The sequence below is a fragment of the Nocardiopsis quinghaiensis genome (assembly GCF_008638365.1).
Classification (GTDB): Bacteria; Actinomycetota; Actinomycetes; order Streptosporangiales; family Streptosporangiaceae; genus Nocardiopsis; species Nocardiopsis quinghaiensis.
This window is the reverse complement of record NZ_VWVU01000002.1, coordinates 328,869-352,622: the sequence shown is the minus strand read 5'-3', so window position 1 is coordinate 352,622 and position 23,754 is coordinate 328,869. Positions and strand designations below refer to the sequence as shown.

20 protein-coding genes are annotated in these 23,754 nt (G+C 72.1%); 14 read left to right on the top strand and 6 right to left on the bottom strand.

Translation table 11 applies throughout. The annotated features are described in order from the left end of the window. Positions 1-3 precede the first annotated feature (3 nt). The 5 genes from FYX01_RS08400 (at position 4) to FYX01_RS08380 (ending at position 5,194) form a co-directional block, all read left to right on the top strand. Positions 4-438 carry a (deoxy)nucleoside triphosphate pyrophosphohydrolase gene (locus tag FYX01_RS08400; protein ID WP_150239258.1) on the top strand — a complete coding sequence of 145 codons (435 nt, stop codon included), beginning with the start codon at positions 4-6 and terminating at the stop codon, positions 436-438. A 111-nt stretch (positions 439-549) separates the two neighbouring features. Continuing rightward, the gene (gene typA / locus FYX01_RS08395; protein WP_150239256.1) at positions 550-2,442 is read left to right on the top strand and encodes a translational GTPase TypA; all 1,893 of its coding nucleotides are present in this window, start codon (positions 550-552) and stop codon (positions 2,440-2,442) included. A gap of 91 nt (positions 2,443-2,533) precedes the next feature. Then, positions 2,534-3,199 (top strand): DUF6758 family protein, encoded by a 666-nt coding sequence (locus FYX01_RS08390; protein ID WP_150239433.1) that lies wholly within the window; start codon positions 2,534-2,536, stop codon positions 3,197-3,199. A 61-nt stretch (positions 3,200-3,260) separates the two neighbouring features. Further along, complete coding sequence (locus FYX01_RS08385; RefSeq protein WP_150239254.1) at positions 3,261-4,136, top strand: PHP domain-containing protein; 876 nt, start codon at positions 3,261-3,263, stop codon at positions 4,134-4,136. A gap of 113 nt (positions 4,137-4,249) precedes the next feature. Continuing rightward, the gene (locus tag FYX01_RS08380) at positions 4,250-5,194 is read left to right on the top strand and encodes an MBL fold metallo-hydrolase (RefSeq protein WP_150239252.1); all 945 of its coding nucleotides are present in this window, start codon (positions 4,250-4,252) and stop codon (positions 5,192-5,194) included. 110 nt (positions 5,195-5,304) lie between these two features. Here FYX01_RS08380 and FYX01_RS08375 read toward each other — a convergent pair whose 3' ends face one another. Together FYX01_RS08375 and FYX01_RS08370 are read right to left on the bottom strand one after the other, a co-directional pair. Further along, the gene (locus tag FYX01_RS08375) at positions 5,305-6,213 is read right to left on the bottom strand and encodes an alpha/beta fold hydrolase (RefSeq protein ID WP_223830352.1); all 909 of its coding nucleotides are present in this window, start codon (positions 6,211-6,213) and stop codon (positions 5,305-5,307) included. Positions 6,214-6,354: 141 nt separating this feature from the next. Continuing rightward, positions 6,355-7,887 (bottom strand): DEAD/DEAH box helicase, encoded by a 1,533-nt coding sequence (locus FYX01_RS08370; RefSeq protein ID WP_150239247.1) that lies wholly within the window; start codon positions 7,885-7,887, stop codon positions 6,355-6,357. A gap of 558 nt (positions 7,888-8,445) precedes the next feature. On the opposite strand from FYX01_RS08370, the gene FYX01_RS08365 reads away from it, so the two are divergent. From FYX01_RS08365 to FYX01_RS08355, 3 genes are all read left to right on the top strand, one after another. Beyond that, a complete protein-coding gene (locus FYX01_RS08365; protein ID WP_150239245.1) occupies positions 8,446-9,129 on the top strand; it encodes a ferritin-like fold-containing protein in 684 nt (227 codons plus the stop codon). A 160-nt stretch (positions 9,130-9,289) separates the two neighbouring features. After that, a complete protein-coding gene (locus FYX01_RS08360; protein ID WP_150239243.1) occupies positions 9,290-9,601 on the top strand; it encodes a DUF6401 family natural product biosynthesis protein in 312 nt (103 codons plus the stop codon). Between the two features lie 271 nt (positions 9,602-9,872). After that, positions 9,873-10,115: a hypothetical protein gene (locus FYX01_RS08355; RefSeq protein ID WP_150239241.1), complete on the top strand. Its 243-nt coding sequence runs from the start codon at positions 9,873-9,875 to the stop codon at positions 10,113-10,115. Positions 10,116-10,227: 112 nt separating this feature from the next. On the opposite strand, the gene FYX01_RS08350 is transcribed toward FYX01_RS08355, so the two are convergent. From FYX01_RS08350 to FYX01_RS08340, 3 genes are all read right to left on the bottom strand, one after another. Further along, entirely contained in the window at positions 10,228-11,019 is a 792-nt protein-coding gene (locus FYX01_RS08350; protein WP_150239239.1) for a mechanosensitive ion channel family protein, read from the bottom strand. Between the two features lie 260 nt (positions 11,020-11,279). Further along, entirely contained in the window at positions 11,280-11,918 is a 639-nt protein-coding gene (locus FYX01_RS08345) for a TetR/AcrR family transcriptional regulator (RefSeq protein WP_150239237.1), read from the bottom strand. A 260-nt stretch (positions 11,919-12,178) separates the two neighbouring features. Further along, a complete protein-coding gene (locus tag FYX01_RS08340; RefSeq protein ID WP_150239235.1) occupies positions 12,179-12,427 on the bottom strand; it encodes a hypothetical protein in 249 nt (82 codons plus the stop codon). 282 nt (positions 12,428-12,709) lie between these two features. On the opposite strand from FYX01_RS08340, the gene moeZ reads away from it, so the two are divergent. From moeZ to FYX01_RS08315, 5 genes are all read left to right on the top strand, one after another. Next, positions 12,710-13,873 carry an adenylyltransferase/sulfurtransferase MoeZ gene (gene moeZ, locus FYX01_RS08335; protein ID WP_150239233.1) on the top strand — a complete coding sequence of 388 codons (1,164 nt, stop codon included), beginning with the start codon at positions 12,710-12,712 and terminating at the stop codon, positions 13,871-13,873. 168 nt (positions 13,874-14,041) lie between these two features. Next, on the top strand, positions 14,042-14,428 hold the full coding sequence (locus tag FYX01_RS08330; protein ID WP_150239231.1) for an SPW repeat protein: 387 nt from the start codon (positions 14,042-14,044) through the stop codon (positions 14,426-14,428). Positions 14,429-14,526: 98 nt separating this feature from the next. Next, positions 14,527-14,853 (top strand): MGMT family protein, encoded by a 327-nt coding sequence (locus FYX01_RS08325; RefSeq protein WP_150239229.1) that lies wholly within the window; start codon positions 14,527-14,529, stop codon positions 14,851-14,853. Between the two features lie 85 nt (positions 14,854-14,938). After that, positions 14,939-18,073 carry an ATP-dependent helicase gene (locus FYX01_RS08320; RefSeq protein ID WP_190394240.1) on the top strand — a complete coding sequence of 1,045 codons (3,135 nt, stop codon included), beginning with the start codon at positions 14,939-14,941 and terminating at the stop codon, positions 18,071-18,073. Next, complete coding sequence (locus FYX01_RS08315; RefSeq protein ID WP_150239225.1) at positions 18,066-21,515, top strand: ATP-dependent helicase; 3,450 nt, start codon at positions 18,066-18,068, stop codon at positions 21,513-21,515. The genes FYX01_RS08320 and FYX01_RS08315 overlap by 8 nt, the downstream gene beginning before the upstream one ends. 84 nt (positions 21,516-21,599) lie before the next feature. On the opposite strand, the gene FYX01_RS08310 is transcribed toward FYX01_RS08315, so the two are convergent. Beyond that, on the bottom strand, positions 21,600-22,154 hold the full coding sequence (locus FYX01_RS08310; protein WP_150239222.1) for an EF-hand domain-containing protein: 555 nt from the start codon (positions 22,152-22,154) through the stop codon (positions 21,600-21,602). Positions 22,155-22,321: 167 nt separating this feature from the next. On the opposite strand from FYX01_RS08310, the gene FYX01_RS08305 reads away from it, so the two are divergent. Further along, positions 22,322-23,704, top strand: a complete 1,383-nt coding sequence (locus FYX01_RS08305) for a dipeptidase (protein ID WP_150239220.1) — start codon at positions 22,322-22,324, stop codon at positions 23,702-23,704. The last annotated feature ends 50 nt before the right edge of the window (positions 23,705-23,754 follow it).

Sequence of the window (23,754 nt, the reverse complement as noted above, 5' to 3'; positions counted from 1 at the left end):
ACCGTGGAACAACAGACACTGATCGTGGTGGGCGCCGCCGTCATCCGCGACGGCCGCGTCCTGGCCGCCCAGCGTGCCGGGCCCGAGGCCCTGCGCGGCCGGTGGGAGTTCCCCGGCGGCAAGGTCGACCCCGGGGAGACCCCGGCCCAGGCCGTGGTCCGCGAGTGCCGTGAGGAACTCGGCGCCGACGTGCGCCCCCTGCACCAGCTCGGCACGGAGGCGCCCTTCCCCGCACCCGGCCGGGGCCACACGCGCCCCGCCGTACTGCGGCTGTGGCGCGTGGAGCTGCTCTCCGGCGAGCCCCAGGCCCTGGAGCACCTCTCCCTGCGCTGGATCGCCGCCGCCGGTCTGCGTACCCTGGACTGGCTTCCCGCCGACGTGCCCTTCCTCGACCTCGTCGAACCCCTGCTCTCACCGGGCGCCGTCACCCGGCCCTGACGACGGTTTGGCCAGCACGTTTCCCCAAGGGGCCGCTATGACCCCATAAACTGGTAACGGGCCGTGGCAATCTGCGGTCTCTTCCCAGTACCAGGAGATCGAGACTTTCCCATGTCCAGCGCTACGCCCGTCGAGGGCTCCGCACGCCGCAGCGACCTCCGCAACGTCGCGATCGTGGCCCATGTGGACCACGGCAAGACGACCCTCGTTGACGCCATGCTCTGGCAATCCGGAGTGTTCCGCGAGAACCAGGACGTCGACGACCGTGTCATGGACTCCAACGACCTGGAGCGCGAGAAGGGCATCACCATTCTCGCGAAGAACACGGCGGTCCACTACACCACGCCCGAGGGCGAGGACGTGGTCATCAACATCATCGACACCCCCGGCCACGCCGACTTCGGTGGCGAGGTCGAGCGGGGCCTGTCGATGGTCGACGGCGTCGTGCTGCTCGTGGACGCCAGCGAGGGCCCGCTTCCACAGACCCGCTTCGTGCTCCGCAAGGCACTCCAGGCCAAGCTCCCCGTCATCCTCGTCATCAACAAGGTCGACCGGCCCGACAGCCGCATCGCCGAGGTCGTGGACGACACCTACGAGCTGTTCATGGACCTGGACGCCGACGAGTCGCAGATCGAGTTCCCGATCGTCTACGCCTGCGCGCGCGACGGCAAGGCCTCCCTGGAGCGCCCCGACAACGGGGGCATGCCCGACAACGACAACCTCGTGCCGCTGTTCAGCACCATCCTGAACACCATCCCGGCCCCCGAGTACGTCCCCGGAGGACCCCTCCAGGCCCACGTCACCAACCTGGACGCCTCCCCGTTCCTGGGCCGCCTGGCGCTGTGCCGCATCCAGCAGGGCGAACTGCGCAAGGGCCAGCAGGTGGCGTGGATCCGCACCGACGGCAGCGTCCAGCAGGTCAAGCTCACCGAGCTGCTCATGACCGAGGGCCTGCAGCGCAAGCCCGCCGAGAAGGCCGGTCCCGGCGACATCGTCGCCATCGCCGGTATCGAGGACATCATGATCGGCGAGACCCTCGCCGACCTGGAGAACCCGGTCCCGCTGCCGCTGATCCGGGTGGACGAGCCCGCGATCTCCATGACCATCGGCACCAACACCTCGCCGCTGGTCGGCAGGGTCAAGGGCGCCAAGGTCACCGCCCGCCTGGTCAAGGACCGCCTGGAGAAGGAGCTCGTCGGCAACGTCTCCCTGCGCGTGCTGCCCACCGAGCGCCCCGACACCTGGGAGGTGCAGGGACGCGGCGAGCTTGCGCTGGCCATCCTGGTCGAGCAGATGCGCCGCGAGGGCTACGAGCTGACCGTCGGCAAGCCCCAGGTGGTCACCAGGGTCGTCGACGGCAAGATCCACGAGCCCGTCGAGCGCCTCACCGTGGACGCCCCCGAGGAGTACATGGGTGCCATCACCCAGCTGCTCAGCGTCCGCAAGGGCCGGATGGAGAACATGGTCAACCACGGCACCGGCTGGGTGCGCATGGACTGGCTGGTGCCCTCCCGCGGCCTCATCGGCTTCCGCACCGAGTTCCTCACCGAGACCCGCGGTACCGGCATCGCCCACCACGTCTTCGAGAAGTTCGAGCCGTGGTTCGGTGACCTGCGCACCCGTGCCAACGGGTCCCTGGTGGCCGACCGCGCCGGCAACGCCGTCGCGTTCGCGATGTTCAACCTCCAGGAGCGCGGCACGCTCTTCGTCGAGCCGGGCACCGAGGTCTACGAGGGCATGATCGTGGGCGAGAACTCGCGCGCCGACGACATGGACGTCAACATCACCAAGGAGAAGAAGCTCACCAACATGCGCTCGGCCACCGGCGACGAGCTGGTGCGGCTGGTGCCGCCGCGCAAGCTCTCCCTGGAGCAGGCCCTGGAGTTCTGCCGCGAGGACGAGTGCGTGGAGGTCACCCCCGAGCACGTGCGCATCCGCAAGGTCGTCCTGGACCAGAAGGAGCGCGGCCGGATGACGGCCAACAAGAAGCGCCAGCAGCGGTAGCACCACCGCGCCCGGACGCGGGCGGGCCGCCCGTGCGGTCCGCCCGCGACGCGTTTTCCGTCCGGGTGGCTCGGGTAGACCCGTGAGCAGCATGAAGTCCGAGCCCACGTGTCCCCGCTGCGGGCGCACGGTCCAGCCTCCGGGGCTGTGGACCAGCGCCTGGCAGTGTGACGTCCACGGGCCCGTCGCGCCCCTGTGGCCGGTGCGGGCCCCCGGGACCGCGTCCCTGGAGGCTCTCCTGCCCCAGGCGCACGTCCCCGTGTGGATCCCCTGGCCGCTGCCCACCAACTGGGTGGTCACCGGCTTCGCCGAGTGCGGGGACGAGCGCAGCGGCACCCTCGCCACCGCCGTGGCCCTGTCCGGACCCGACCCGCTCGGCGGCGTCGGCGAGGCCGTCATCGTCGCCGAGGACCCCGGCGTGGGCCTCGGTGCCCGCCTCGCCGGACTGGAGGGTCCCGACCCCGGCGAAGGTTTCGACACCTCCGCGGCCGACGCCAAGGTGCGTTTCGACGGCCACGAGGTCGCGCTGTGGAACCTGGACGTGGGCCGTGACCGGGCCGTCTACACCGGTGAGGCGCTCGCCCACTGGCTGTGGCTGGTGTTCGCCGCCGCCGACACCGGCATGCTCATGTGCGAGATCAACGCGCTGCGCGACCTGCGTGACATCAGGGACGGGGGCATCGCGCTGGAACCGCCCTTCGGCGCGCCCAGCCCCTTCCTCGTCCGGAGCCTGGCACCCCGGGGCGAAACGGACTGAACCCGGCCGCGCCGCCCTCCCGCGCGGGGCGCGGCAACCGGGACTTACGTACAATCGCCCGGTGACACGTATCGACCTGCACTCACACAGCTCGGTCTCCGACGGAACCGACATCCCCGCCGACGTCGTCGAGTACGCGGTCGCCGCGGGTCTCGACGTGCTCGCCCTCACCGATCACGACACGGTCGGCGGTATCGAGGAGGCCGCCAAGCACCTGCCCCCCGGATTCACCCTCGTCCCCGGGATGGAGCTGTCCTGCGCCTACGCCGGGTCCAGCGTGCACCTGGTGTCCTATCTGTTCGACCCCGAGGATCCCGGCCTGGCCGAGGAGCTGCGCCGTGTCCGCTCCGACCGAGCCGTCCGCGCCGAGGAGATGGTCCGCAAGCTCCGCGATCTGGGAGTGGACCTCACCTGGGAACGGGTGCTGGAGATCGCCGGCGCGGGCCGTGACGAGTACGCCGACGCCAACACGATCGGACGCCCGCACCTGGCCCGCGCGATCGTGGAGGCGGGCGCGGCCAGGGACGTGCAGGACGCCTTCGACCGGTGGATCGGCTCGGGCGGCCCGGCCTACGCCTCGCGGTACGCGATCGATCCGGTCCGCGCGGTGGAGCTGGTGCGTGCGGCGGGCGGTGTGTGCTCGCTGGCCCACCCGGCGCGTGCGGAGGGCTCCCTCAACGGCGCGGTCCCCCTCGAACTGGTGGAGCGCATGGCCACCGCGGGCCTGGGCGGGATCGAGGCCGACCACCCCTCCCACAACCGGAAGCAGGCCGGATACTGGCGCGGGGTGGCCGGGGACCTGGGCGTGGTGGTCACCGGCTCCAGCGACGACCACGGGAGCCTGTCCGGCCGCAGACTGGGGTGCAGGACCACCGCCCCGGAGGCGTTCGAACGGCTCGTCGCGCCCGCGACGGGAGTGCCCCTTCTCCGGGGGTGAACCGTGTGTCGCCTCCCCGGAATCCGGTACGGTACCGATCACTGTGCGGGAGCGCGACAATGGTCGCAGCGTAATCCATCTCATACCCGGACGAAATCGAAAGGTCTGACGCCGTGTTCTGGAAGCGGAAGCCGAAGAAGCAGGACGGCCAGGAGGCCACCGACTCCGCTGCGGAGGCCGCGGCGGACCAGGAGGTCGAGGAGGAGGACTCCGCCGAGGCCGACACGGCTGACGCGAAGGAGCCCGTCGAGGAGTCCGCCGGGACCGACGTGGCCGGGAAGGCCGACGCCGAGACCGGTTCCAGCGACGCCGACGCCCCGGAGGAGTCCGAGGAGGAGTCCGACGGCTCCGAGGACGAGAAGAAGTCCGTGGAGGAGGACGCGTCCGCCGACGCCTTCGCCGACGAGGGCGAGGAGACCGGGGTGACCGGTCCCGACGCTGACAAGATCACCCGCGTGCGCACCGCCGGCGTCTTCGAGTTCGACGGCGAGAAGCACGACATCGTCAGCAACACCTGGATCGTCGAGGCCGACGACGAGGGCGTCATCGTCATCGACCCCGCCTACGACGCCGAGGCCGTCCTGGAGGCTGTCGGGGAGCGCGAGATCTACCTCGTGGCCTGTACCAACGCCTACAGCCCCCACATCGAGTCGGCCATCAAGGTCGCCGAGGAGTCCGAGGCCCCCATCGCCCTGCACCCGCGCGAGATGCGCGCCTGGCGCCGCCACCACGGCGCCGAGCACCGCCCCGAGATCGAGGTGGAGGGCCAGGGCGCCCTCGACATCGGCGACCTGCACATCGACGTCCTGGCCCTGCCCGGCACCGCCACCGGCACCGTCGGCTACTACGTCAGCGAGCTCGGGGTCGTCTTCAGCGGCGACACCCTGCGCAAGGGCGAGCCCGGCATGGTCGGCAGCACCTACGTCGACTACACGACGCAGCTCGCCTCCATCGGGGAGGCTCTGCTGTCCCTGCCGCCCGACACCCGGGTCCTGCCCGACCGCGGCCCCGCCACCACCACGGGTGCCGAGAGCAAGAACTTCGACTCCTGGGTCTAGCGGACTGGTCCAGAGGGGGTCCCTCCGCGCCGGTGTGCCCCTCCGGGGCTCCACCGCGCTCCGTCCGCCGCCGCGCCGCCGTCCTCCGGCGGCGCGGCCGTGCGCCACGGTCAGCGGCGGCCCACCGACTCCGCCTCGTTCCAGAACGCGGTGAGCGCGCTCGCCGTGGTCTCGGGGGCCTCCACGTTGGGGGAGTGGCCCGCGCCGGGGACCACCAGGCGCTTGGCCTCCAGCCGCTCGGCCATCCGGTCCTGCTCCTCCAGCGGCCAGGCCTCGTCGTTCTCGCCGTACAGGATCAGCTTGGGGATCTCCACACGGGCCAGCTCGTCCACGCGGTCAGGCGCGGCCAACAGCTCCTCGGCCATGTGCATCAGGCCCACGGCGCTGCTGGCCAGCAGCCGCTCGCGCAGGAAGTCGCGGATATCGGACCGGGGTGTGCGTCCCCGCGCCTCGGCGTCGAACTGCTCCTCCCACAGCTCCCGGAGCCGTTCGGGGGTGGGGTTCCTGGACACGGCGGCGATGAGGCCGCGCGTGGTGTCCGCGCTCGGACCGCTCAGGGCGCCGGGACCCGAGCACATCAGGGTGAGCGAGGCCAGCGGCGACATCTCGACCAGAGCGGCCTCGCGTGAGACCAACCCGCCGAAGGAGTGCCCCAGCAGGTGGACGGGGCCGCCGTCGCCGACCTGGTCCAGGACCTCGGCGACGACCGCGCCCAGGGAGGGCAGGCGGTAGTCCGGCCGTCGTACGCCGGACGGGAGAACGAGGGACTCCAGGCCCGGCGACTGGTAGGTGCCGGGAAGGTCGATCGCGACCACCTCCCGGCCGGCCTGGGCCAGGCTCTGGAGGAGGGCGATGAAGTCCTCCTTGCTGCCGGTGAACCCGTGTACCAGGACAGCGGGGGCCAACTCGGTGCCGCCGGAGGTGGGAAGCGCCCGCAGGGCGGCGACGGGACCGTACGACAGGGTCAGGTCCGCGCGCCGTACGCCCGGGGGCAGGTCGATGAACTGAGGTGTACTCACGTCGGGCCACCCTAGACGATCGGTGGCCCGGGCCGGTTGAACCCGGGCCGTGGCCGCGAGGGCCATCGGCACCGCGGGGAAGGCCCGTCGCCCGCCCCGCGTCGACCGCGGCGCCCGCTCGCGCGTGCGGGCGCCCGTGCGTCAGGTGTTCTCGGGGTCCCGTCGGGCGGCGCTGGCGCCGCCACGGGTGCGACGGCGTCGCCGCACCTTGCGGGCGCCCTCGTCGGAGGACTTGGCGCCTCCTCGCGATGCGTCCGGGGACGCCGGGGCGCCACCGCCCGCCTTCTCCGCGGAGCTCTCGGACCCGGCCGCGTCGTGGCCGCTGCGGGTACGGCGGCGCGAGCGGTTGCGGTTCCGGCCGCCGCCACCCTCGCCGCGGTCCCGGTCCCGGTCCCGGTCACGGTCCCGCCGACCGCCCCGGTCGCCCCGGGGCGTCCCGGTGTCGCCGATGTCCTCGACCTCCTCGGCCTCCAGACCCGCGTGCTCGTCGCGTTTGTTCGCGGCCAGCTTGCCCTTGGTCCCGGTCGGGATCCGCAGTGCCTCGAAGAAGTGCGGCGAGGTGGAGTAGGTCTCCTCCGGCTCGAAGAACGGAAGGTCGAGAGCGCTGTTGATCAGCTTCCAACGCGGCATCTCCTGCCAGTCCACGAAGGTGACGGCGGTGCCGCTGCGCCCGGCCCGGCCGGTACGGCCGATGCGGTGCGTGTAGGTCTTCTCGTCCTCGGGAGTCTCGTAGTTGACCACGTGCGTGACGTCGTCCACGTCGAGTCCCCGGGCTGCCACGTCGGTGGCGACCAGGATGTTGATCTTGCCGTTGCGGAAGGCCCGGAGGGCGCGTTCGCGCTGGCTCTGCCCCAGGTCGCCGTGGACGGCCGCGACGGCGAAACCGCGTGTCTTCAGGTCGCCCGCCACCCGGTCGCAGGCCCGCTTGGTCTGGCAGAACACCATGCTCTGGCCGTGGTCCTCCGCCTGGATCAGGCGGGCGAGCATCTCGATCTTGTCCATCTGGTGGGTGCGGAACGCGTGCTGCGTGATCTGCCCCGTGATGGCCGAGCCGTCGATCTCGTTGTCGTCACCCGCGCGCACGTGGGTGGGACGGGTCAGGTACTTGCGCGACAGGGAGACGATCTCGCTCGGCATGGTGGCCGAGAAGAGCATGGTCTGTCGCTCGTCCGGGGTCTTGGTGAGGATGCGCTCGATGTCGGGCAGGAAGCCCAGGTCGAGCATCTTGTCGGCCTCGTCCAGCACCACCGCGGACACCCCGTCCAGGCGCAGGTGCTTCTGGTTCTCCAGGTCCAGCAGGCGGCCCGGGGTGCCGACGACGACGTCGGTGCCCTCCTTGAGGCCGTTGACCTGCGGCTCGTAGGAACGGCCGCCGTAGACGGTCAGGACGCGGCCGCCGCTGCGCTTGCTGGCGGTGGTCAGGTCAGCGGCGACCTGGATGGCCAGCTCGCGTGTGGGGACCACGACCAGGGCACGGGGCCGCCTGGTCGTTCCGGGGGCCTCCTGCGCGCGCTGGAGCAGGGGCAGGCCGAAGGCCAGGGTCTTGCCGGTACCGGTTCGGGCCTGGCCGATGATGTCGCTGCCGTTCAGCGCGATCGGCAGGGCCAGTTCCTGGATGGGGAAGGGCTCGACGATCCCCTCCGCCTCCAGGGCGTCGGCGAACTCGGCGTTCACACCCAGGTCGCGGAAGGTGATCTTCGGTTTGGTTGTCTCGTCTGTGTTGCTCAGGGCTCAAGCCTCCATCTTGGCGGGCCGCAACGTTGGCGTGGCCGCGGCGGGATGCGGTCGCGATCGGCCCCTCACTGCCGTGCGGGCGCGGCTCACCGCTCGCCTCTCTCACGAGGCGTCGCGGTGGCGCAGCCTGCCGGATCCATGCGGCGCGGGGTTCCCCGCCGCGGAACAGGGGCCGTCCCCGTATTGGACGGGGAGCACATCCGTGGTTCGTCGTTGTCCTCGCGCGGCCGGCCACCGTGGTGGGGGTCCGCGCCTGTGCGGGCGCCGCCTCCGCGACGCCGCTGCGTGGGAGATCCCCGCGTGTGTGGGGAGAGTTCATGTCGGACGCACACGCCGGTCATCACGCAGAGTCTAGCTGGTGACGCGCCTGGTGGACATAGCAGTTCACCGGGCTGTGGACGGCGTGGATCGTACCCGCTCCCAGCGAGTGCAACCGTGCCTGCGGTTCGTTTAGTCCCCGGTTCGGTGCCGGGGTGACCGGGCGATACGCTGACCGGCATGATCCAAGGCCCCTCTGACAGCCCCGGCGTGATCGATCTGCTCGGGCTGCTCGCCTACGCCGAGCTCGGTTCCTTCTTCCGTCTCGCCGCCGACGCGGGGCTGGCCCCCTCCCTGCGCTCCAAGGGCCAGTTGGCCGCCCTCGCCGCCGCCGAGCAGGCGCACTACCAGACGCTGCGGGACCGGCTGGAGGAGCTGGGGGTCGACCCCGAGGAGGCCATGACGCCGTTCGTGGGTCCGCTGGACGCCTGGCACGCCCGGACCGAGCCGCAGAGCTGGTTGGAGAGCCTGGTCAAGACCTACGTCGGTGAGGGTATCGCGGGGGACTTCTACCGCAAGGCCGCCGCGCTGGCCGACGAGGAGACACGGACCCTGGTGGAGGGCGTGCTGGCCGAGACCGGTCGGGCCGAGTTCGTCTCGGAGACGGTGCGCGCCGCCGTGGAGGAGGACCCCAAGCTGGCCGGGCGCCTGTCCCTGTGGGCCCGTCGCCTGGTCGGAGAGGCGCTCAGCCAGGCGCAGTCGGTGGCGGTGGCCCGCCCCGACCTCGCCGCGCTGCTGGCCAAGGACCCCAGGGTCTCCGAGGACGGCACGGGTCTGGGCGACCTCGCCGCGGTCAGCAGGATGTTCGCCTCGCTCACCGACCGCCACTCGGCCCGCCTGGAGGCCATGGGACTGAGCGCCTGACCCCCGGGGAACCGGTTCCAGGCATTGCGCAATCTTGGCCTCAGCTTGGGCTGCCTTGGTCAAGTGCGGGTAATATCCAACACTTTCGTGACGATTCATTGGCTGATGCCCGTAAAATCGATGAGGCTCCCGTCTCCTGACCACCCGAGTAGGTACTTCCATGCCCAGTGGGACCTCCGTGCGCCATCCGCTGGCCGGACTGACCCGTGACTTCCATCGGATCGGCCCCCTCGACGGACCGGTCGAGCCCTGGATGTGCGCTGAGCTGGACCAGCACGCCGCACAGGTGTGCGAGGGCATCACCGCCTCCGGCGGCGAACTCAACGCCCGGACCCTCGGTACCTACCTCCACGGGTTCCTCGACGGCTGCCTCGAACGGGGTTGGGACTCCGAGGCGGTCGAGTACGACTGGGAGACCCTCCGCGTCCTCGCGATCTGCCGCCTGGCCAGGGATCGCGGTTTCGTCCGCTAGGTTGGTGGCATCCGCAGGCCGGCGCGGTCCACGACCCGAGCTCCCCGTGGCCGCCAGCCCTGCCAGTTCTCCGGTGGAAACCACATGCTGGGCGTACGCTGAAACGTACCGGCGACTCCACAGCGGCCGAGATCGGTCCGGCGCACCGTGGTCGAACCAGGGCCCTGCGGAATGCAACGTGGGACTGTCGGCGTTATGGAAGTCCGGAAAACGGACCGGCATGCGCCGTAACTGGCGGAGCGGCTCGTGGAGCCGCAAGAAAGGAAGGCGAATGAGGAGCGGGCGGCATGGGGCGGCGCGCCCACCGGTCGGCGTCCTGATTCAACAGGAACGCGTCGACTTCGCGCTTTTCGCACTGATCTTCGTCGTCGCACTGGCGTCGATGGTCTTCACCGGACCGGGGAACGTCGCCTTCTGGCTGGCCTTCCTTCCGATCATCGCCTCCGTGGTCCTGGCCTTCCGGCGGGTCGAACAACTCGCCCGCCTGGAGCTGCGAGACTCCGAGTTCCTCTAGGAACTCCGGCGGAACGCCCCGGGACGGGCACGGACGCACGGCGCACACGACGAAGGGCGGGACCGTCCGGTCCCGCCCTCACCGGTGTCCGCGGCCGTGGCGCGCGGCCCGGCTACGGGGTGGTCTGCTCACCGCCCCCGCCGCGGCGCGCGGTCTGGGACGTGGCCCCCTCACGCCGCTCCGCGCGCTCACCGGTACGGCTCATGGCCGCCTCACGCCCGGCGCGGTAACTGCTCTCCTCGCTGATCCGGCCGGTCTCACGCTCGGCGACGTCCAGCCAGCGCGCCCAGCGCGCCCGCATCGGCTCGATCATGCCGCCGCCGACGCCGACGACGAGGATGCCGCCGACCGTGGCCAGCACCGCGATCAGGACCGGCATGGTCACGCTCACGGCGACGCCCATCTGGTTCAGGGCGGCGATGACCCCGAGCGCCATGATGAACACGGCCGCCACGTTGGCCAGGACCGGGCCGTAGGACAGTCCGCCCAGGGCGCCGGAGATGACGTTGCGGACCGCCTTGGCGATCATCGCGGCCACCACGACGATCACCAGCGCCACGATGCCGCGCGGGATCCAGGCGATGACATCCTGGAGCAGCGCGCTGATCGGGTTCTGTCCGAAGACGTTGAACGCGAGCGTGAGCACGAACAACAGTCCGACGTAGTAGATGATCTTTCCGCACAGCTCGCTGGCGCTCCAGTTGCTGCGCTCGAAGTACTCGCCCACACCCCCGCGGTGCAGCGCGCGGTCCAGTCCGACGCTGTGCAGGCCCTTGGCGACCGCCTTGCCCACGATCCAGGCGACAAGCCAGCCCAGGACCAGGATCACCAGGAAGCCGATCAGCAGCGGAACGAAGCTGGCCACCGCCTCCCAGGCCGTCGTCAGTCCCTGACCCACGTTCATAACGTCTTCACCCCCAAATCGCTTGCTCCGCCGGGGGTCCGAAAAAGGACCGGGCGGATACCGCGAAGAGAAGCGCGTTACTTCTCATTCCGCCGATACCCGGAGGGCGGCAATTGAATCGCCTGTCCCACACGGGTTGGGGCGATTGCTGTTTCTTTGGGAATTCCTTACGAAATGATGGGTGGATGTTTCCCTCGTTCCGTGACGAAAGGACCCCCGGGCGCCGAACGCGCTCCGGGGGTCCTTTCACGGGAAGGGGTTCAGTCCTGTTCCTCGGCCGCGCGGTGCAGGTCCCAGCCGCTGATCCCGCGCCAGGCCAGGCGGGCCACCAGCTGCTCCGCGGCGCCCTTGGGAACGGAGCCGTGGTTGTTGAGCCAGTACCGGGCGCTGGTCTCGGCCATGCCGACCAGCCCGATGCTCAGCAGGTGCGCCTCCTCGTCGGAGATGCTGGTGTCCTGCCGGATCACCGCGCCGATCAGCTCGGCGCAGCGCTGGAAGGTCTCCTCGCTCTTCTCCCGCACGGCGGGCAGGTTGCGCAGGTCGGACTCGAACACCAGACGGAAGGCCTCGCCGTCGCCCGCGACGAAGTCGAAGTAGGCGCGAAAGCTCGCGATGACGCGCTGGCGGTTGTCGTCGGTGCTCTCCAGGGCCTCCCGCTGCTTCTCGACCAGCACCTCGGAGTGCTCCTCGAGCAGGGCCAGGTACAGCTCCAGTTTGCCTGGGAAGTGCTGGTAGAGCACGGGCTTGCTGACCCCGGCGCGGTCGGCGATCTCGTCCATCGCCGCCGCGTGGTACCCACGCGCGACGAAGACCTCCTGTGCCGCGGCCAGGAGCTGGCGGCGGCGCCTGACCCGGGGCAAGCGGGTGCCCCGGGCGCGGGCGTCTGAAGGAGCTGTCACACCCACACCCTCCGAACTCGGCATGGCAGATGCACGCCATCACCGGACATCTGCGTGGCTAGTGCCGTCGAACGCCTCCGGTCGGCGCGTTCCACGGCTTTCTCCCCCATCTTACTCCGGCGTAGGTTCCTCCCGGGCAGGGCGAGGTACGACCCGGGGTCGCGCGGCCCGACCGGAACACCCACGGAACAGGCGGTCGGGGGCGTGACCGACGGCCACGGGATATGTCCGGAGAAAAGCGGAGAACGGACCGGACACGGTCACCGCCGCTCGTCGTCATCGTCGCCGACGTCGAGCGCCTGCTCCACCACGTCCGCCTCGGCGGCCTGCTCGAAGCTCTCCGGCGACGGGGCGTCCCATCCGCTCCCGGCGTCCTCGTCCCCCGCCGGCGTGCGCTGCTCGGCCGCGTCGGCCTCGGACACCTCGACCACCTCGGTCTCCGGCGCCTCGGAGGCGGGGGGCTCGTTGGCGTCCGGGCGTCGTCTCGCGGAACGGTTCTCCTGTGCCACAGGGGCCTCCCAACGTCGTCGCCGACCGTACAAGCGACCACTACCCACCGCCCGGCACGGTACGCCGGCCCCACCGGGATGAACTCACGGCCGGTGTTGGTTGCCGTGGGGAGGACGTGCGTGAGCGCGTGTGTGCCCCCACACCTCCCGGGGGTGGGAATGGAAAACCCCACCCGTTAGGTTGGGTATGAGTGCAAGCACGCTTCGCGCCCTCCGTCCCCTCGCCCGGTGATCCCTTGGTACGGGCGGTGTGAAGCAACCGAACAGACATGAGGAGTCACCGTGTCGCTGCCGCCGCTGGTGGAACCAGCTGACGAGCTGACCGTGGACGAGGTGCGCCGATACTCGCGCCACCTGATCATCCCCGACGTGGGTATGAGCGGGCAGAAGCGCCTGAAGAACGCCAAGGTCCTGGTCGTCGGCGCGGGCGGCCTGGGCTCTCCGGCGCTGCTCTACCTGGCCGCCGCGGGGGTGGGCACGCTCGGCATCATCGACTTCGACGTCGTGGACGAGTCCAACCTCCAGCGCCAGATCATCCACGGACAGAGCGACGTCGGCCGTCCCAAGGCCGAGTCCGCCCGGGACAGCGTCAAGGAGGTGAACCCCAACACCCGCGTGGTCCTGCACCAGGAGCGACTGGAGTCGGACAACGCGTTGGAGGTCTTCGCCGACTACGACCTGGTCCTGGACGGGACCGACAACTTCGCGACCCGCTACCTGGTCAACGACGCCTGCGTCATCCTGGACAAGCCGTACGTGTGGGGCTCCATCTACCGCTTCGACGGCCAGGTCAGCGTCTTCTGGAACGAGCACGGGCCCCAGTACCGCGACCTGTACCCCGAGCCCCCGCCGCCCGGCATGGTGCCCTCCTGCGCCGAGGGCGGCGTCCTGGGCGTGCTGTGCGCCTCCATCGGCTCGGTCATGGTCAACGAGGCCATCAAGCTGATCACCGGCATCGGTGATCCCCTGGTGGGCCGCCTGCTCGTCTTCGACGCCCTGGAGATGAGCTGGCGCGAGGTCAAGGTCCGCAAGGACCCCGACACCGAGCCGGTCACCGAGCTCATCGACTACGAGGCGTTCTGCGGAGCCGTGTCGGAGGAGGCCACCGATGCCGCCGCCGGTGCCACGATCACCGCGGGCGAGCTCAAGGAACTGCTGGACAACAAGCCCGAGGACGTCTTCCTCGTGGACGTCCGGGAGAAGAACGAGTACGAGATCGTCAACATCCCGGGGGCCACGCTCATCCCCAAGGGCGAGTTCCTCAACGGCAAGGCGTTCGAGCAGCTGCCCCAGGACAAGCGCATCGTCCTGCACTGCAAGTCGGGCGTGCGCTCGGCCGAGGCGCTGGCGGCGGTGCACGCGGCCGGGTTCTCCGACGCCGTCCACGTGGGCGGCGGCGTCCTGGCCTGGGTCAACCAGGTCGACCCGAGCCTGCCCGCCTACTAGGCGGAGGGACGTCGTCTCCGTTCGTGGGGCGGCGCCGGGAGATCCCTCCCGGCGCCGCCCCACGCCGCTGCGCCCTCCCGTGCCTGCCCGGAGCCGTGACTGGGTAGGGGTCCGCCCAGAGGCCGCCGACCGACCGTCGGCGGCAGCCCTGACGCTGGGAGGTGCTCCATGCGATGGAAGGGACGCTGGGCGGACTGGGCGGCGATCCTCGCCGGCCTGGCCCTGGCATTGAGCTGGATCTGGCACGGAATGTACGGCTTCGGCGGGGGCGCGATGCTCGTCCTCGGCCTGGGGGTCATCGTGGCCGCGGTCGTCTCCATCACCCGTCCGGGAGCGCTGTCGGGCGAGGCGGGAATCCTCGGGATCGGTGTCCTGACGTTCGTCCTGCCGTGGGTGCTGGGTTTCACGGACCTCACCGCCGCCGCCTGGACGGCGTGGATCCTCGGCGTGGGCATCGCCGCGCTGGGGGCGTTCGGCCTGACGAGGGCGCGTCAGGCGCGCAAGCGCGACCCGGAGCTCGCCTGGAGCCCACAGGCCTACCAGGTCCACAACTGACCCGACGACCGAGTCCCTCCGGGGCCGCCTCCGCTCACGCGGGGCGGCCCCGTTCCCGTCGGCGGCCCTCCGTCGGCGGCCGACGCTACGCTGCGGGGGTGTTCACGGACGAGGAGGGCGGACCCGACGACTACGCCGAGGGTGTCCTGGCGCTGGTCGAGCGGATTCCGCCCGGACGGGTGATGGCCTACGGCGACATCGCCGAGTACGTCGGCAGGGGAGGGCCCCGCCAGGTCGGCTCGGTCATGTCCTCCTGGGGCGGAGGAGTGCCCTGGTGGCGCGTGGTGCGCGCGGACGGGCGCCCGGCCTCCGGACACGAGGTCCGCGCGCTGTCCCACTACGCGGCGGAGGGCACCCCGATGCGCCCGGGGAGCGACCGTGTGGACATGCGGCGGGCCCGGTGGGACGGGGGAGACGCGAGCTGAGGAAGCCCCTGTGGCACGGATGGCGTGCGGGATGGTCGCCATCCTCTGGTGAACTGGTGGGGTGAACACATCTCCGTACCGTCTCGTGCGGCGCGCCCACCAGGTGCAGCCGCCGCCGGTGCTGGACGACAACCAGCGGCGCGTGGTCGAACACGGGGGCGGCCCCCTCCTGGTGCTGGCCGGGCCCGGCACCGGCAAGACCACCACCATCGTCGAGGCCGTCGTCGACCGCATCGACCACCGCGGCGTGGACCCCTCACGCGTTCTGGTGCTCACCTTCAGCCGCAAGGCCGCCCAGGAACTGCGCGAGCGCATCACCGCACGGCTGCGCCGCACCACCCGCGAACCACTGGCCCTGACCTTCCACAGCTACGCCTACGCCCTGATCCGACGAGAGTTCCAGCGCCTGGGCGACCTGCCGCCGCGCCTGCTCTCGGGACCCGAGCAGCTGATGGAGGTCCGCGAACTCCTCACCGGCGAGGCCCTGGACGGCGCCGGGGACTGGCCCGAGCGCCTGCGTCCCGCCCTGGAGACCCGCGGGTTCGCCGAGGAACTCCGTGACTTCCTCATGCGCGCCCAGGAACGCGGCATGGGCCCGGCCGACCTGGAGCGGCTGGGCCGCGAGCGCGAACGAGACGACTGGGTCGCGGCCGCCGGGTTCCTGGACCGCTACACCGGCCGGTTCGACATCGCGCCCGTGCCCACGCTCAACTACGCCGAACTGGTGCGGGTCGCCGCGAACCTGCTCTCCGACCCCGAGGTCCAGGCACGCGAGCGCGCCGCCCACGAGACCGTGTTCGTCGACGAGTACCAGGACACCGACCCCGCGCAGGAGGAGCTCCTGCGCGCACTGGCCGGGGACGGCCGGGACCTGGTCGCGGTCGGCGACCCGGACCAGTCCATCTACGCCTTCCGGGGTGCCGAGGTCCACAACATCCTGGACTTCCCGCACCGCTTCCCGACCGCGCGGCGCACCGAGGCCCCCGTGGTCGCGCTGCGTACCTGCCGCCGCAGCGGCCCGGCCCTGCTGTCGGCCTCGCGCGCCCTGACCCGGCGCCTGCCCGCGGTCGCCTCCGCCCACGGCCACGTCAACGAGCACCGCGCACTGCTCCCGGCCGAGGGCCTCCCCGAGGGCGAGGTCCGCGTGCTGCTGGCCGACAGCGCCACCCAGGAGGCCGCGGTCATCGCCGACATCCTGCGGCGTGCCCACCTGGTCGACGGCGTCCCGTGGTCGGACATGGCCGTGCTGGTGCGCTCCTCCAGCCGCCAGCTTCCGGTGCTGCGCCGCGCCCTGACCGCCGCCTCGGTCCCCGTCGCGGTCGGTGCCGACGACCTCCCCGTGGCCGCCGAGCCCATCGTCCGGCCCATGCTCGCGCTGATCCGCTACGGCCTGTCCCCGCTGGAGCTGGACGAGGACGCCGCGCGGGAACTGCTCACCAGCCCCTTCGGCGAGGCCGACACGGTACGGCTGCGCAGGCTCGTGCGGGCGCTGCGCCGCCTGGACCTGGACCGCGCCCACGGCACCGCCTCCGGGGAGGAGACCGCCTACCGGCCCGGCTCCCGGCTGCTCGTGGACGCCCTGCTCGATCCGGCCGAGCTCACCCTCGTCGAGCCCGAGGTCGCGGCGCCCGCCACCCGTGTCGCCGAGGCACTGCGCACCGTCCGGGACATGTCCGCCAGGGGGGCCGACGCCGAACAGGTCCTGTGGGAGCTGTGGCGCGGCAGCGGCCTCGCCGACCGGCTCCTGCGCCACAGCCTGGCCGGAGGCCGCCGGGGCGCCGCGGCGGACCGCGACCTGGACGCCGTGGTCGCCCTGTTCGAGAGCGCCGCCCGCTACTGCGACCGGCTGCCCCCCGGCAGCCCCGCCGGGTTCCTGGAGGACCTCGCCGCCCAGGAGATCCCCGGCGACAGCCTCGCCGAGCGTGCGCCCGAGGGCGAGGCGGTGCGCGTCCTCACCGCCCACCGCGCCAAGGGCCTGGAGTGGGGCCTGGTCGTGGTCGCCGGAGCCCAGGAGGGCGACTGGCCCGACCTGCGGCTGCGCGGCTCCCTGCTCGGCGTGGAGGAGCTCGTCGACTCCGACGTGCACTCCGCCGACTCCTCCGGCACCGCCCTGGCCTCCAAGCTCCTGGACGAGGAGCGCCGCCTGTTCTACGTGGCCCTGACCCGCGCCCGCCGCACCCTGGTGGTGACCGCAGTGGGCGGCGAGGACACCGACGAGCGCCCCTCGCGCTTCCTCACCGAGATGGGCGTCGGCGACCCCGAGCCCGTCAGCACGGGCCTGCGCTGGCTGTCCCTGCCCTCGCTCGTCGCCGACCTGCGCTCGGTGGTCACCGACCCCGGAGCCCCCGAGCCGCTGCGTGACGCCGCCGCCCTCCACCTGGCCCGCCTGGCCGAGGAGGGTGTGCGCGGAGCCGACCCCTCGGAGTGGTACGCGCTCACCCCCTTCACCGACGACCGCCCCCTGGCGGACGCGGAGGACACCATCCGTGTCTCGCCCTCGCAGGTGGAGAGCTTCACCAACTGCCAGCTGCGCTGGCTCCTCGAACGCGCCGCCGGGGCCTCCTCGGGGGACTCCGCCTCGGCGCTGGGCACCGTCGTGCACGCCGTCGCCGTCCTGGTCGCCCAGGGCAGCACCCCCGCGGAGATCAGCGGGCGCATGGACGAGATCTGGGCCGACCTGGACTTCGGCGGCCCCTGGCAGTCCAGGGCCCAGCGCGACCGCGCCGACACGATGGTCCGCAAGCTCGTCGACTGGGAGGCGGCCAACGACCGCGAACTGGTCGTCACCGAGGAGGGGTTCCGGGTGGACGTGGGCGGCATCGAGATCACCGGCCGCGTGGACCGCCTCGAACGCGACGCCGAGGGCCGTGCCGTGGTCGTGGACATCAAGACCGGCAGGAACAAGGCCGACGACCTGGCCCGCCACCCACAGCTCGGCGTCTACCAGATGGCGGTCCTCAAGGGCGCCTTCGCCAGGATCGGCCTCACCGAGCCGGGCGGCGCCTCGCTCGTGCAGGTCGGAGAGAAGATCAAGGAGGCGCGGGAGCAACCCCAACCGCCCCTGGGCGAGGACCCCGATCCCGGGTGGGCCGGAACCCTGGTGCGCGAGGTCGCCACCGGTATGGGCGGGTCCCGCTTCACCGCCACACGAAACAAGGGCTGCAGATCGTGCGCCGTCCGCGCCTGCTGCCCGGTCCAGGACGAGGGCAGACATGTCTGAAACCCACCCCCACCAACCCCACTCCCCATCCGAACCGGACCCCCGGCCCCGCCTCCAGCCCCATCCCCGCTTCTCCCCCTCGGAACTCGCCCGCCTCCTCGGCCAGCCCGAACCCACCGCCGAGCAGTCCCAGGTCGTCTCCGCCCCCCTGGAACCCGGCGTGGTCATCGCGGGCGCGGGATCGGGCAAGAGCGAGACCATGGCCTCCCGGGTGGTGTGGCTGGTGGCCAACGGCCACGTGCGCCCCGAGCAGGTCCTCGGCCTGACCTTCACCCGCAAGGCCACCGCCGAGCTGGCCGAGCGCGTGCGCAAGCGCCTGGAGCAGCTGCGCGCCACCGAGCAGCTGCCCGAGGAGCTGTTCGACGGCGAGCCCACCGTGTCCACCTACAACGCCTACGCCGGGCGCATCGTCTCCGACCACGCCCTGCGCGAGGCCGTCGAGCCCACCTCCCGCCTGCTCAGCGAGGGCCAGGCCTGGCAGCTGGCCTCCCGGATCGTCGGTGAGTACGACGGCCCCATGGACCTGGTCACGGTCGGGGCCGACACCGTCACCCGCCGGGTCCTGGGCCTGTCCGGGCAGATCGCCGACCACCTCACCACCACCGAGCAGGTGCGCGGTATCGGCCGGTGGCTGAGGGCGGCCGTCGACGCCCTGCCGCGCAAGCCCGCGGTGCCCACCCGCAACCTGCTCAACGCCCAGCTGCGCCGCGAACAGCTCCTGCCGCTCGTGGAGCGCTACGAGCACGCCAAGCACGTCCGGGAGTCCATGGACTTCGGCGACCAGGTGTCCCTGGCCGCCCGCATCGCCGAGAACCACCCGGAGGTCGGCCTCATCGAGCGGGGCCGGTTCCGCGTGGTCCTGCTGGACGAGTACCAGGACACCAGCCACGCCCAGCTCGTGCTGCTGCGCGCCCTGTTCGGCGAGGGCCACCCGGTCACCGCCGTCGGCGACCCCTGCCAGTCCATCTACGGCTGGCGGGGGGCCGTGGCCGCCAACCTCACCAACTTCCCCAACGACTTCCCGGCCGCACCGGGCCGTGCCGCGCCCGTGCGCCGCCTGGCCACCAGCTTCCGCAACGGCGAACACGTCCTGGAGGTCGCCAAGCACATCTCCGAACCCCTGCGCGCCGAGAGCGCCGAGGTGCCCGTCCTGCACCCCGGCCCGGCCCGGCGCGGCCGGGGTACCGTCCGCACGGGCCTGTTCGTCGGCCAGAGGGACGAGGCCGCGTGGATCGCCGAACAGGTCGAGGGGTACCTTCGCGCCGCCCCCGGCGAGCCGGGCGGCGCCGAGACCGCTCCGGACGGGCTTCCCTGGCCTCCGGGAGAGCACGGCGCCGCCGCGGACGGCGGGATCAGCCCCGGCGACATCGCCGTGCTGTGCCGCAAGCGCTCCCAGTTCCCGGCGCTGCGCGAGGCCCTGGAGGAGCGCGAGATCCCCGTGGAGGTCGTCGGCCTGGGCGGGCTCATGATGGTGCCCGAGGTCCGCGACATCATCGCCACCCTGCGCGTGGTCCACGACGCCTCCGCGGGCAACGAGCTCGCCCGCGTCCTCACCGGTCCGCGCTGGCGGATCGGGCCGCGCGACCTCGCCGCGCTCGGCGCCCGCGCCGCGGAGCTGGCCCGCCACACCCGGCGCGACCTCACCTCGCCCGACCCCGGCGAGGCACCCGAGGACGACGTCCTGCGCCGCACCGTCCTCGACCTGACCGCCGAGAGCGGCAGTCTGGTGGACGCCCTGGACGACCCGGGCCCGGCCGAGAACTACTCCGAGGCCGCCCGCGAGCGGCTCGGCCGCCTCGCCGAGGAGCTGCGGATCCTGCGCAAACTCATCGGCCAGCCGCTGCCCGACCTGGTCACCGAGACCGAGCGGATGCTCGGCCTGGACATCGAGGTGGGCGCCCGCATCGGTCGCGACCCGCTGTCCGCGCGCGCGGACCTGGACGCGTTCGTCGACCACGCGGTCCGTTTCGCGGGCAACAGCGAGGACCCCACACTGGGCAGCTTCCTCAGCTACCTCAGGGCCGCGGCCGAGCGGGAGAGCGGCCTGGCCCCCGGCGAGCGCGTCAGCGGCAGCGACACCGTCAAGCTCATGACCATGCACGCCTCCAAGGGACTGCAGTGGCCCGTGGTGGTCGTGCCCGGTATCAGCGGCGGCAAGTACGCGCCGCTGTTCCCCACGAGCCTGTCCGAGGGCGACATGTGGATCAAGGGCGAGCACCTGCTGCCCTACCGGCTGCGCGGGGACCGGCGGAACCTGCCCGAGCTCCTGGCGGTCGACAAGAAGGGCATCGACGAGTTCAAGGCGGCCGAACAGGAGCGCCACCTGCTGGAGGAGCGGCGCCTGGCCTACGTCGCCGTCACCCGTGCCTCCTTCGCCCTGCTGTGCACCGGCCACTGGTGGGGGCGCGACGCCGCGAGCGAGCGCGGGCCCTCGCGGTTCCTGGAGGAGATCCAGCAGGCCTGCGGCGACGGCGGCCCCAGGAGGGTCGAGCACTGGGAGCCCCGGCCCGACCCCGACGACAACCCCTACGAGGAGGAAGAGGACGACACGGCCGTGTGGCCGCCCGAGGAGGACACCGGTTCCGGCGTGCCGGACGAGGAGGGCGCCGCCCCGGGTGGTACGCGCGACCGCCGTGCCGAGATCCTCGCCGGCGCCGACCTCGTCGAGCGCGCCCGCGCCCGCCTGCTCGCGGGGGAGACCGACCCCGCGGAGGAGAGGGACGCGCCGCCGCCCAAGCTGAGCCGCCGCCTGCGGGGGTGGGAACGCGACACCGAGCTGCTGCTCGCCCACCGCCACGCCGAGGAGGACAGGAGCGGAGAGGGAGTCGTCCAGGTCGAGCTGCCCGGCCACCTGTCGGTGTCGTCCATGGTGTGGCTGGCACGCGACCCCTCCGCACTGGCACGGCAGATCCGGCGTCCGCTGCCCCGTCCGCCCGCGCCGCACACCCGGCGCGGCACCGCCTTCCACGCCTGGCTGGAGCAGCGGTTCGGCCAGCGCGCCGCCCTGCTGGACGAGCTGCCCGGCGCCGCGGACGAGACCGCGGGGGAGGACGAGGACCTCGCCGAGCTCCAGACCCGCTTCGAGGAGAGCGAGTGGGGCTCGCGAGTCCCGGTGGAGGTGGAGGTGCCCTTCGAGACGGTCATCGGCGACCGGCTGATCCGGGGCCGTATGGACGCGGTCTTCCACGACTCCGGAACGGGCCGCTACGACGTGGTGGACTGGAAGACCGGCCGCCCTCCCTCCGGCGACGCCGAGCGCCGCGCCGCGGGCGTGCAGCTGGCCGCCTACCGCCTGGCCTGGGCGGACCTGGCGGGGGCGGAGCTGGAGGAGGTGCGCGCCGCCTTCCACTACGTGCGCGCGGGACTGACCGTGCGCCCCGCGGACCTGCTCGACGCCGAGGGCCTGGCCGCGCTCATCGAGGCCGTCCCCGAACCCGGGTGAGGGCGGGGCGCCGGGACCGGTCCCGGCGCCCCTTCCGTCCCACGCGCCCTGGGCCGGACCGGGCCGACGCCCGGCGGGCCGGGGTCAGACCACGCCGAAGACGAAGCCGCCCGGGGACCGCGTGTCGTCCCCGAACAGGTACTCCCGTGCCGAGAGCACGAACTCCTGGCGGCTGATGAACCCGTCCTCGTCGGTGTCCACCCCCGCGAACCGCTCCTCGGCGTCGGCGGCCCCCGCGCCGAGGGCGCCCGTGTACCGCAGGAACTCCTCCCGGCTGATCCGGTCGTCTCCGTCGGTGTCGAGCAGGTCGAACACCGCCTCGGCCACGCCCTCGGCGGCGTTGAACCGGCTCCGGTCCTCCGCCGCCGCGTGCATGGCCCCGACGAACGCCTCCCGCCCCAGGCGTTCCTCCTCCACGCCCGAGTGGCGCAGCAGCTCCTGCCAGAGCATCTGGTACGACACCCGGACCGCCTGCGCCCGGCGCTCCTGCGGGGCCAGCCCGTATCCGTGGACGTAGCGCTCCACGAGCCGCTGGTAGTCCGTCCAGGTCACGAAGCCGTCGTCGTCGGAGTCGAGCGCGTCGAAGAGCCGCCCGAACCTCTCGGTGATCGGGGCGGCGGGAACGGTGTCCACGGGCATTCCTCTCGTCTGCGGGCGGGCTGGTCCCGCCCCGTGCCCTTCGAGTGTCCCGCAGCCGAAAAGGTTCCCCACCGGCCTTCTCCGTCTGGAACGGAGGCGGCGTCCTCGGCGGTTCGTCCAGGTTCTAGGCTCGATTCCGACAAGGACGTCGAGAAAGGACGGGTCATATGGACGCACGCGCCTATATCGAGGCACACAGGGACGAGTTCGTCTCCTCCCTCAAGGAGTGGCTGGAGATCCCCTCGATCTCCGCCGACCCCGAGCACCACGGTGACGTGCACCGGTCCGCGCGGTGGCTCGCGAACCACCTCACCGCCACCGGGTTCCCCACCGTCGAGGTGTGGGAGACCCCCGGACTCCCCGCCGTGTTCGCCGAGTGGCCCGCCGCCGACCCCGCCGCCCCCACCGTGCTCGTCTACGGTCACCACGACGTCCAGCCCGTCGACCCGGTCGCCGAGTGGGAGACCGACCCGTTCACGCCCACCGAGCGCGGCACCTCCCTGCACGCGCGCGGCGCCTCCGACGACAAGGGGCAGGTGCTCTTCCACGCCCTCGGCGTGAGCGCCGCCATGGCCGCCTCCGGAGCCGACGCGCCGCCGGTCACGGTCAAGCTGCTCGTGGAGGGCGAGGAGGAGTCGGGCTCGGTGCACTTCGCCGAGCTGATGCGGACCAACAGGGACCGCCTGGCCTGTGACGTCGCCGTCATCTCCGACACCACCATGTGGGCGGCCGACACCCCGTCCATGTGCGTGGGCATGCGCGGCGTCACCGACGTCGAGATCAGCCTGTACGGCCCCGAGCGCGACCTGCACAGCGGATCCTTCGGCGGAGCGGTCCCCAACCCGCTCAAGGCCATGGGCGACCTGCTGTCCGGCCTGCACGACGAGGACCACCGCGTCGCCGTCCCGGGGTTCCATGACGGGGTGGTCGAGGCCGGCCAGGCCGAACGCGACCTCATCGCCCAGCTGCCCTTCGACGAGCGCGAGTGGCTGGCCACCGCCGCCTCCACCGCCACATGGGGTGAGAGGGGGTACACCACGCTGGAGCGGATCTGGCTGCGCCCGACCGCCGAGATCAACGGCATGTGGGGCGGCCACACCGGCTCGGGCGGCAAGACCGTCGTCCCCCGCTCCGCGCACGCCAAGGTCAGCTTCCGACTGGTCCCCGGCCAGGAGCCGCTGCACGTGCAGGAGTGCGTCCGCGCCTACGTGGAGGCCAACACCCCCGCGGGGCTGCGCGCCGAGACGGAGTTCAGCGGTCCCGGCGTGCGCGCCTGCGCCTCCGACCTGTCCTCCACCGCGCTGAAGGCGGCCCGCGCGGCCATGGAGCGCGCCTTCGGCACGCAGGTCCTGTTCACCCGCGAGGGCGGCAGCGGACCCGAGGCCGACATCGCCGACATCCTCGAAACCCCGCTGGTGTTCGTCGCCGTCGGACTGGACGAGGACCGCATCCACGCACCCAACGAGAAGGTGGAGCTCCCCCTGCTGCTCAAGGGCGCCGAGAGCGCCGCCTACCTGTGGGAGGAACTCGGTACCGTCGGTCTGGGATGACGCCGGATGCGCACGGCCGCCACCGGTGCTATCCCTGTAGTGCGGACCGT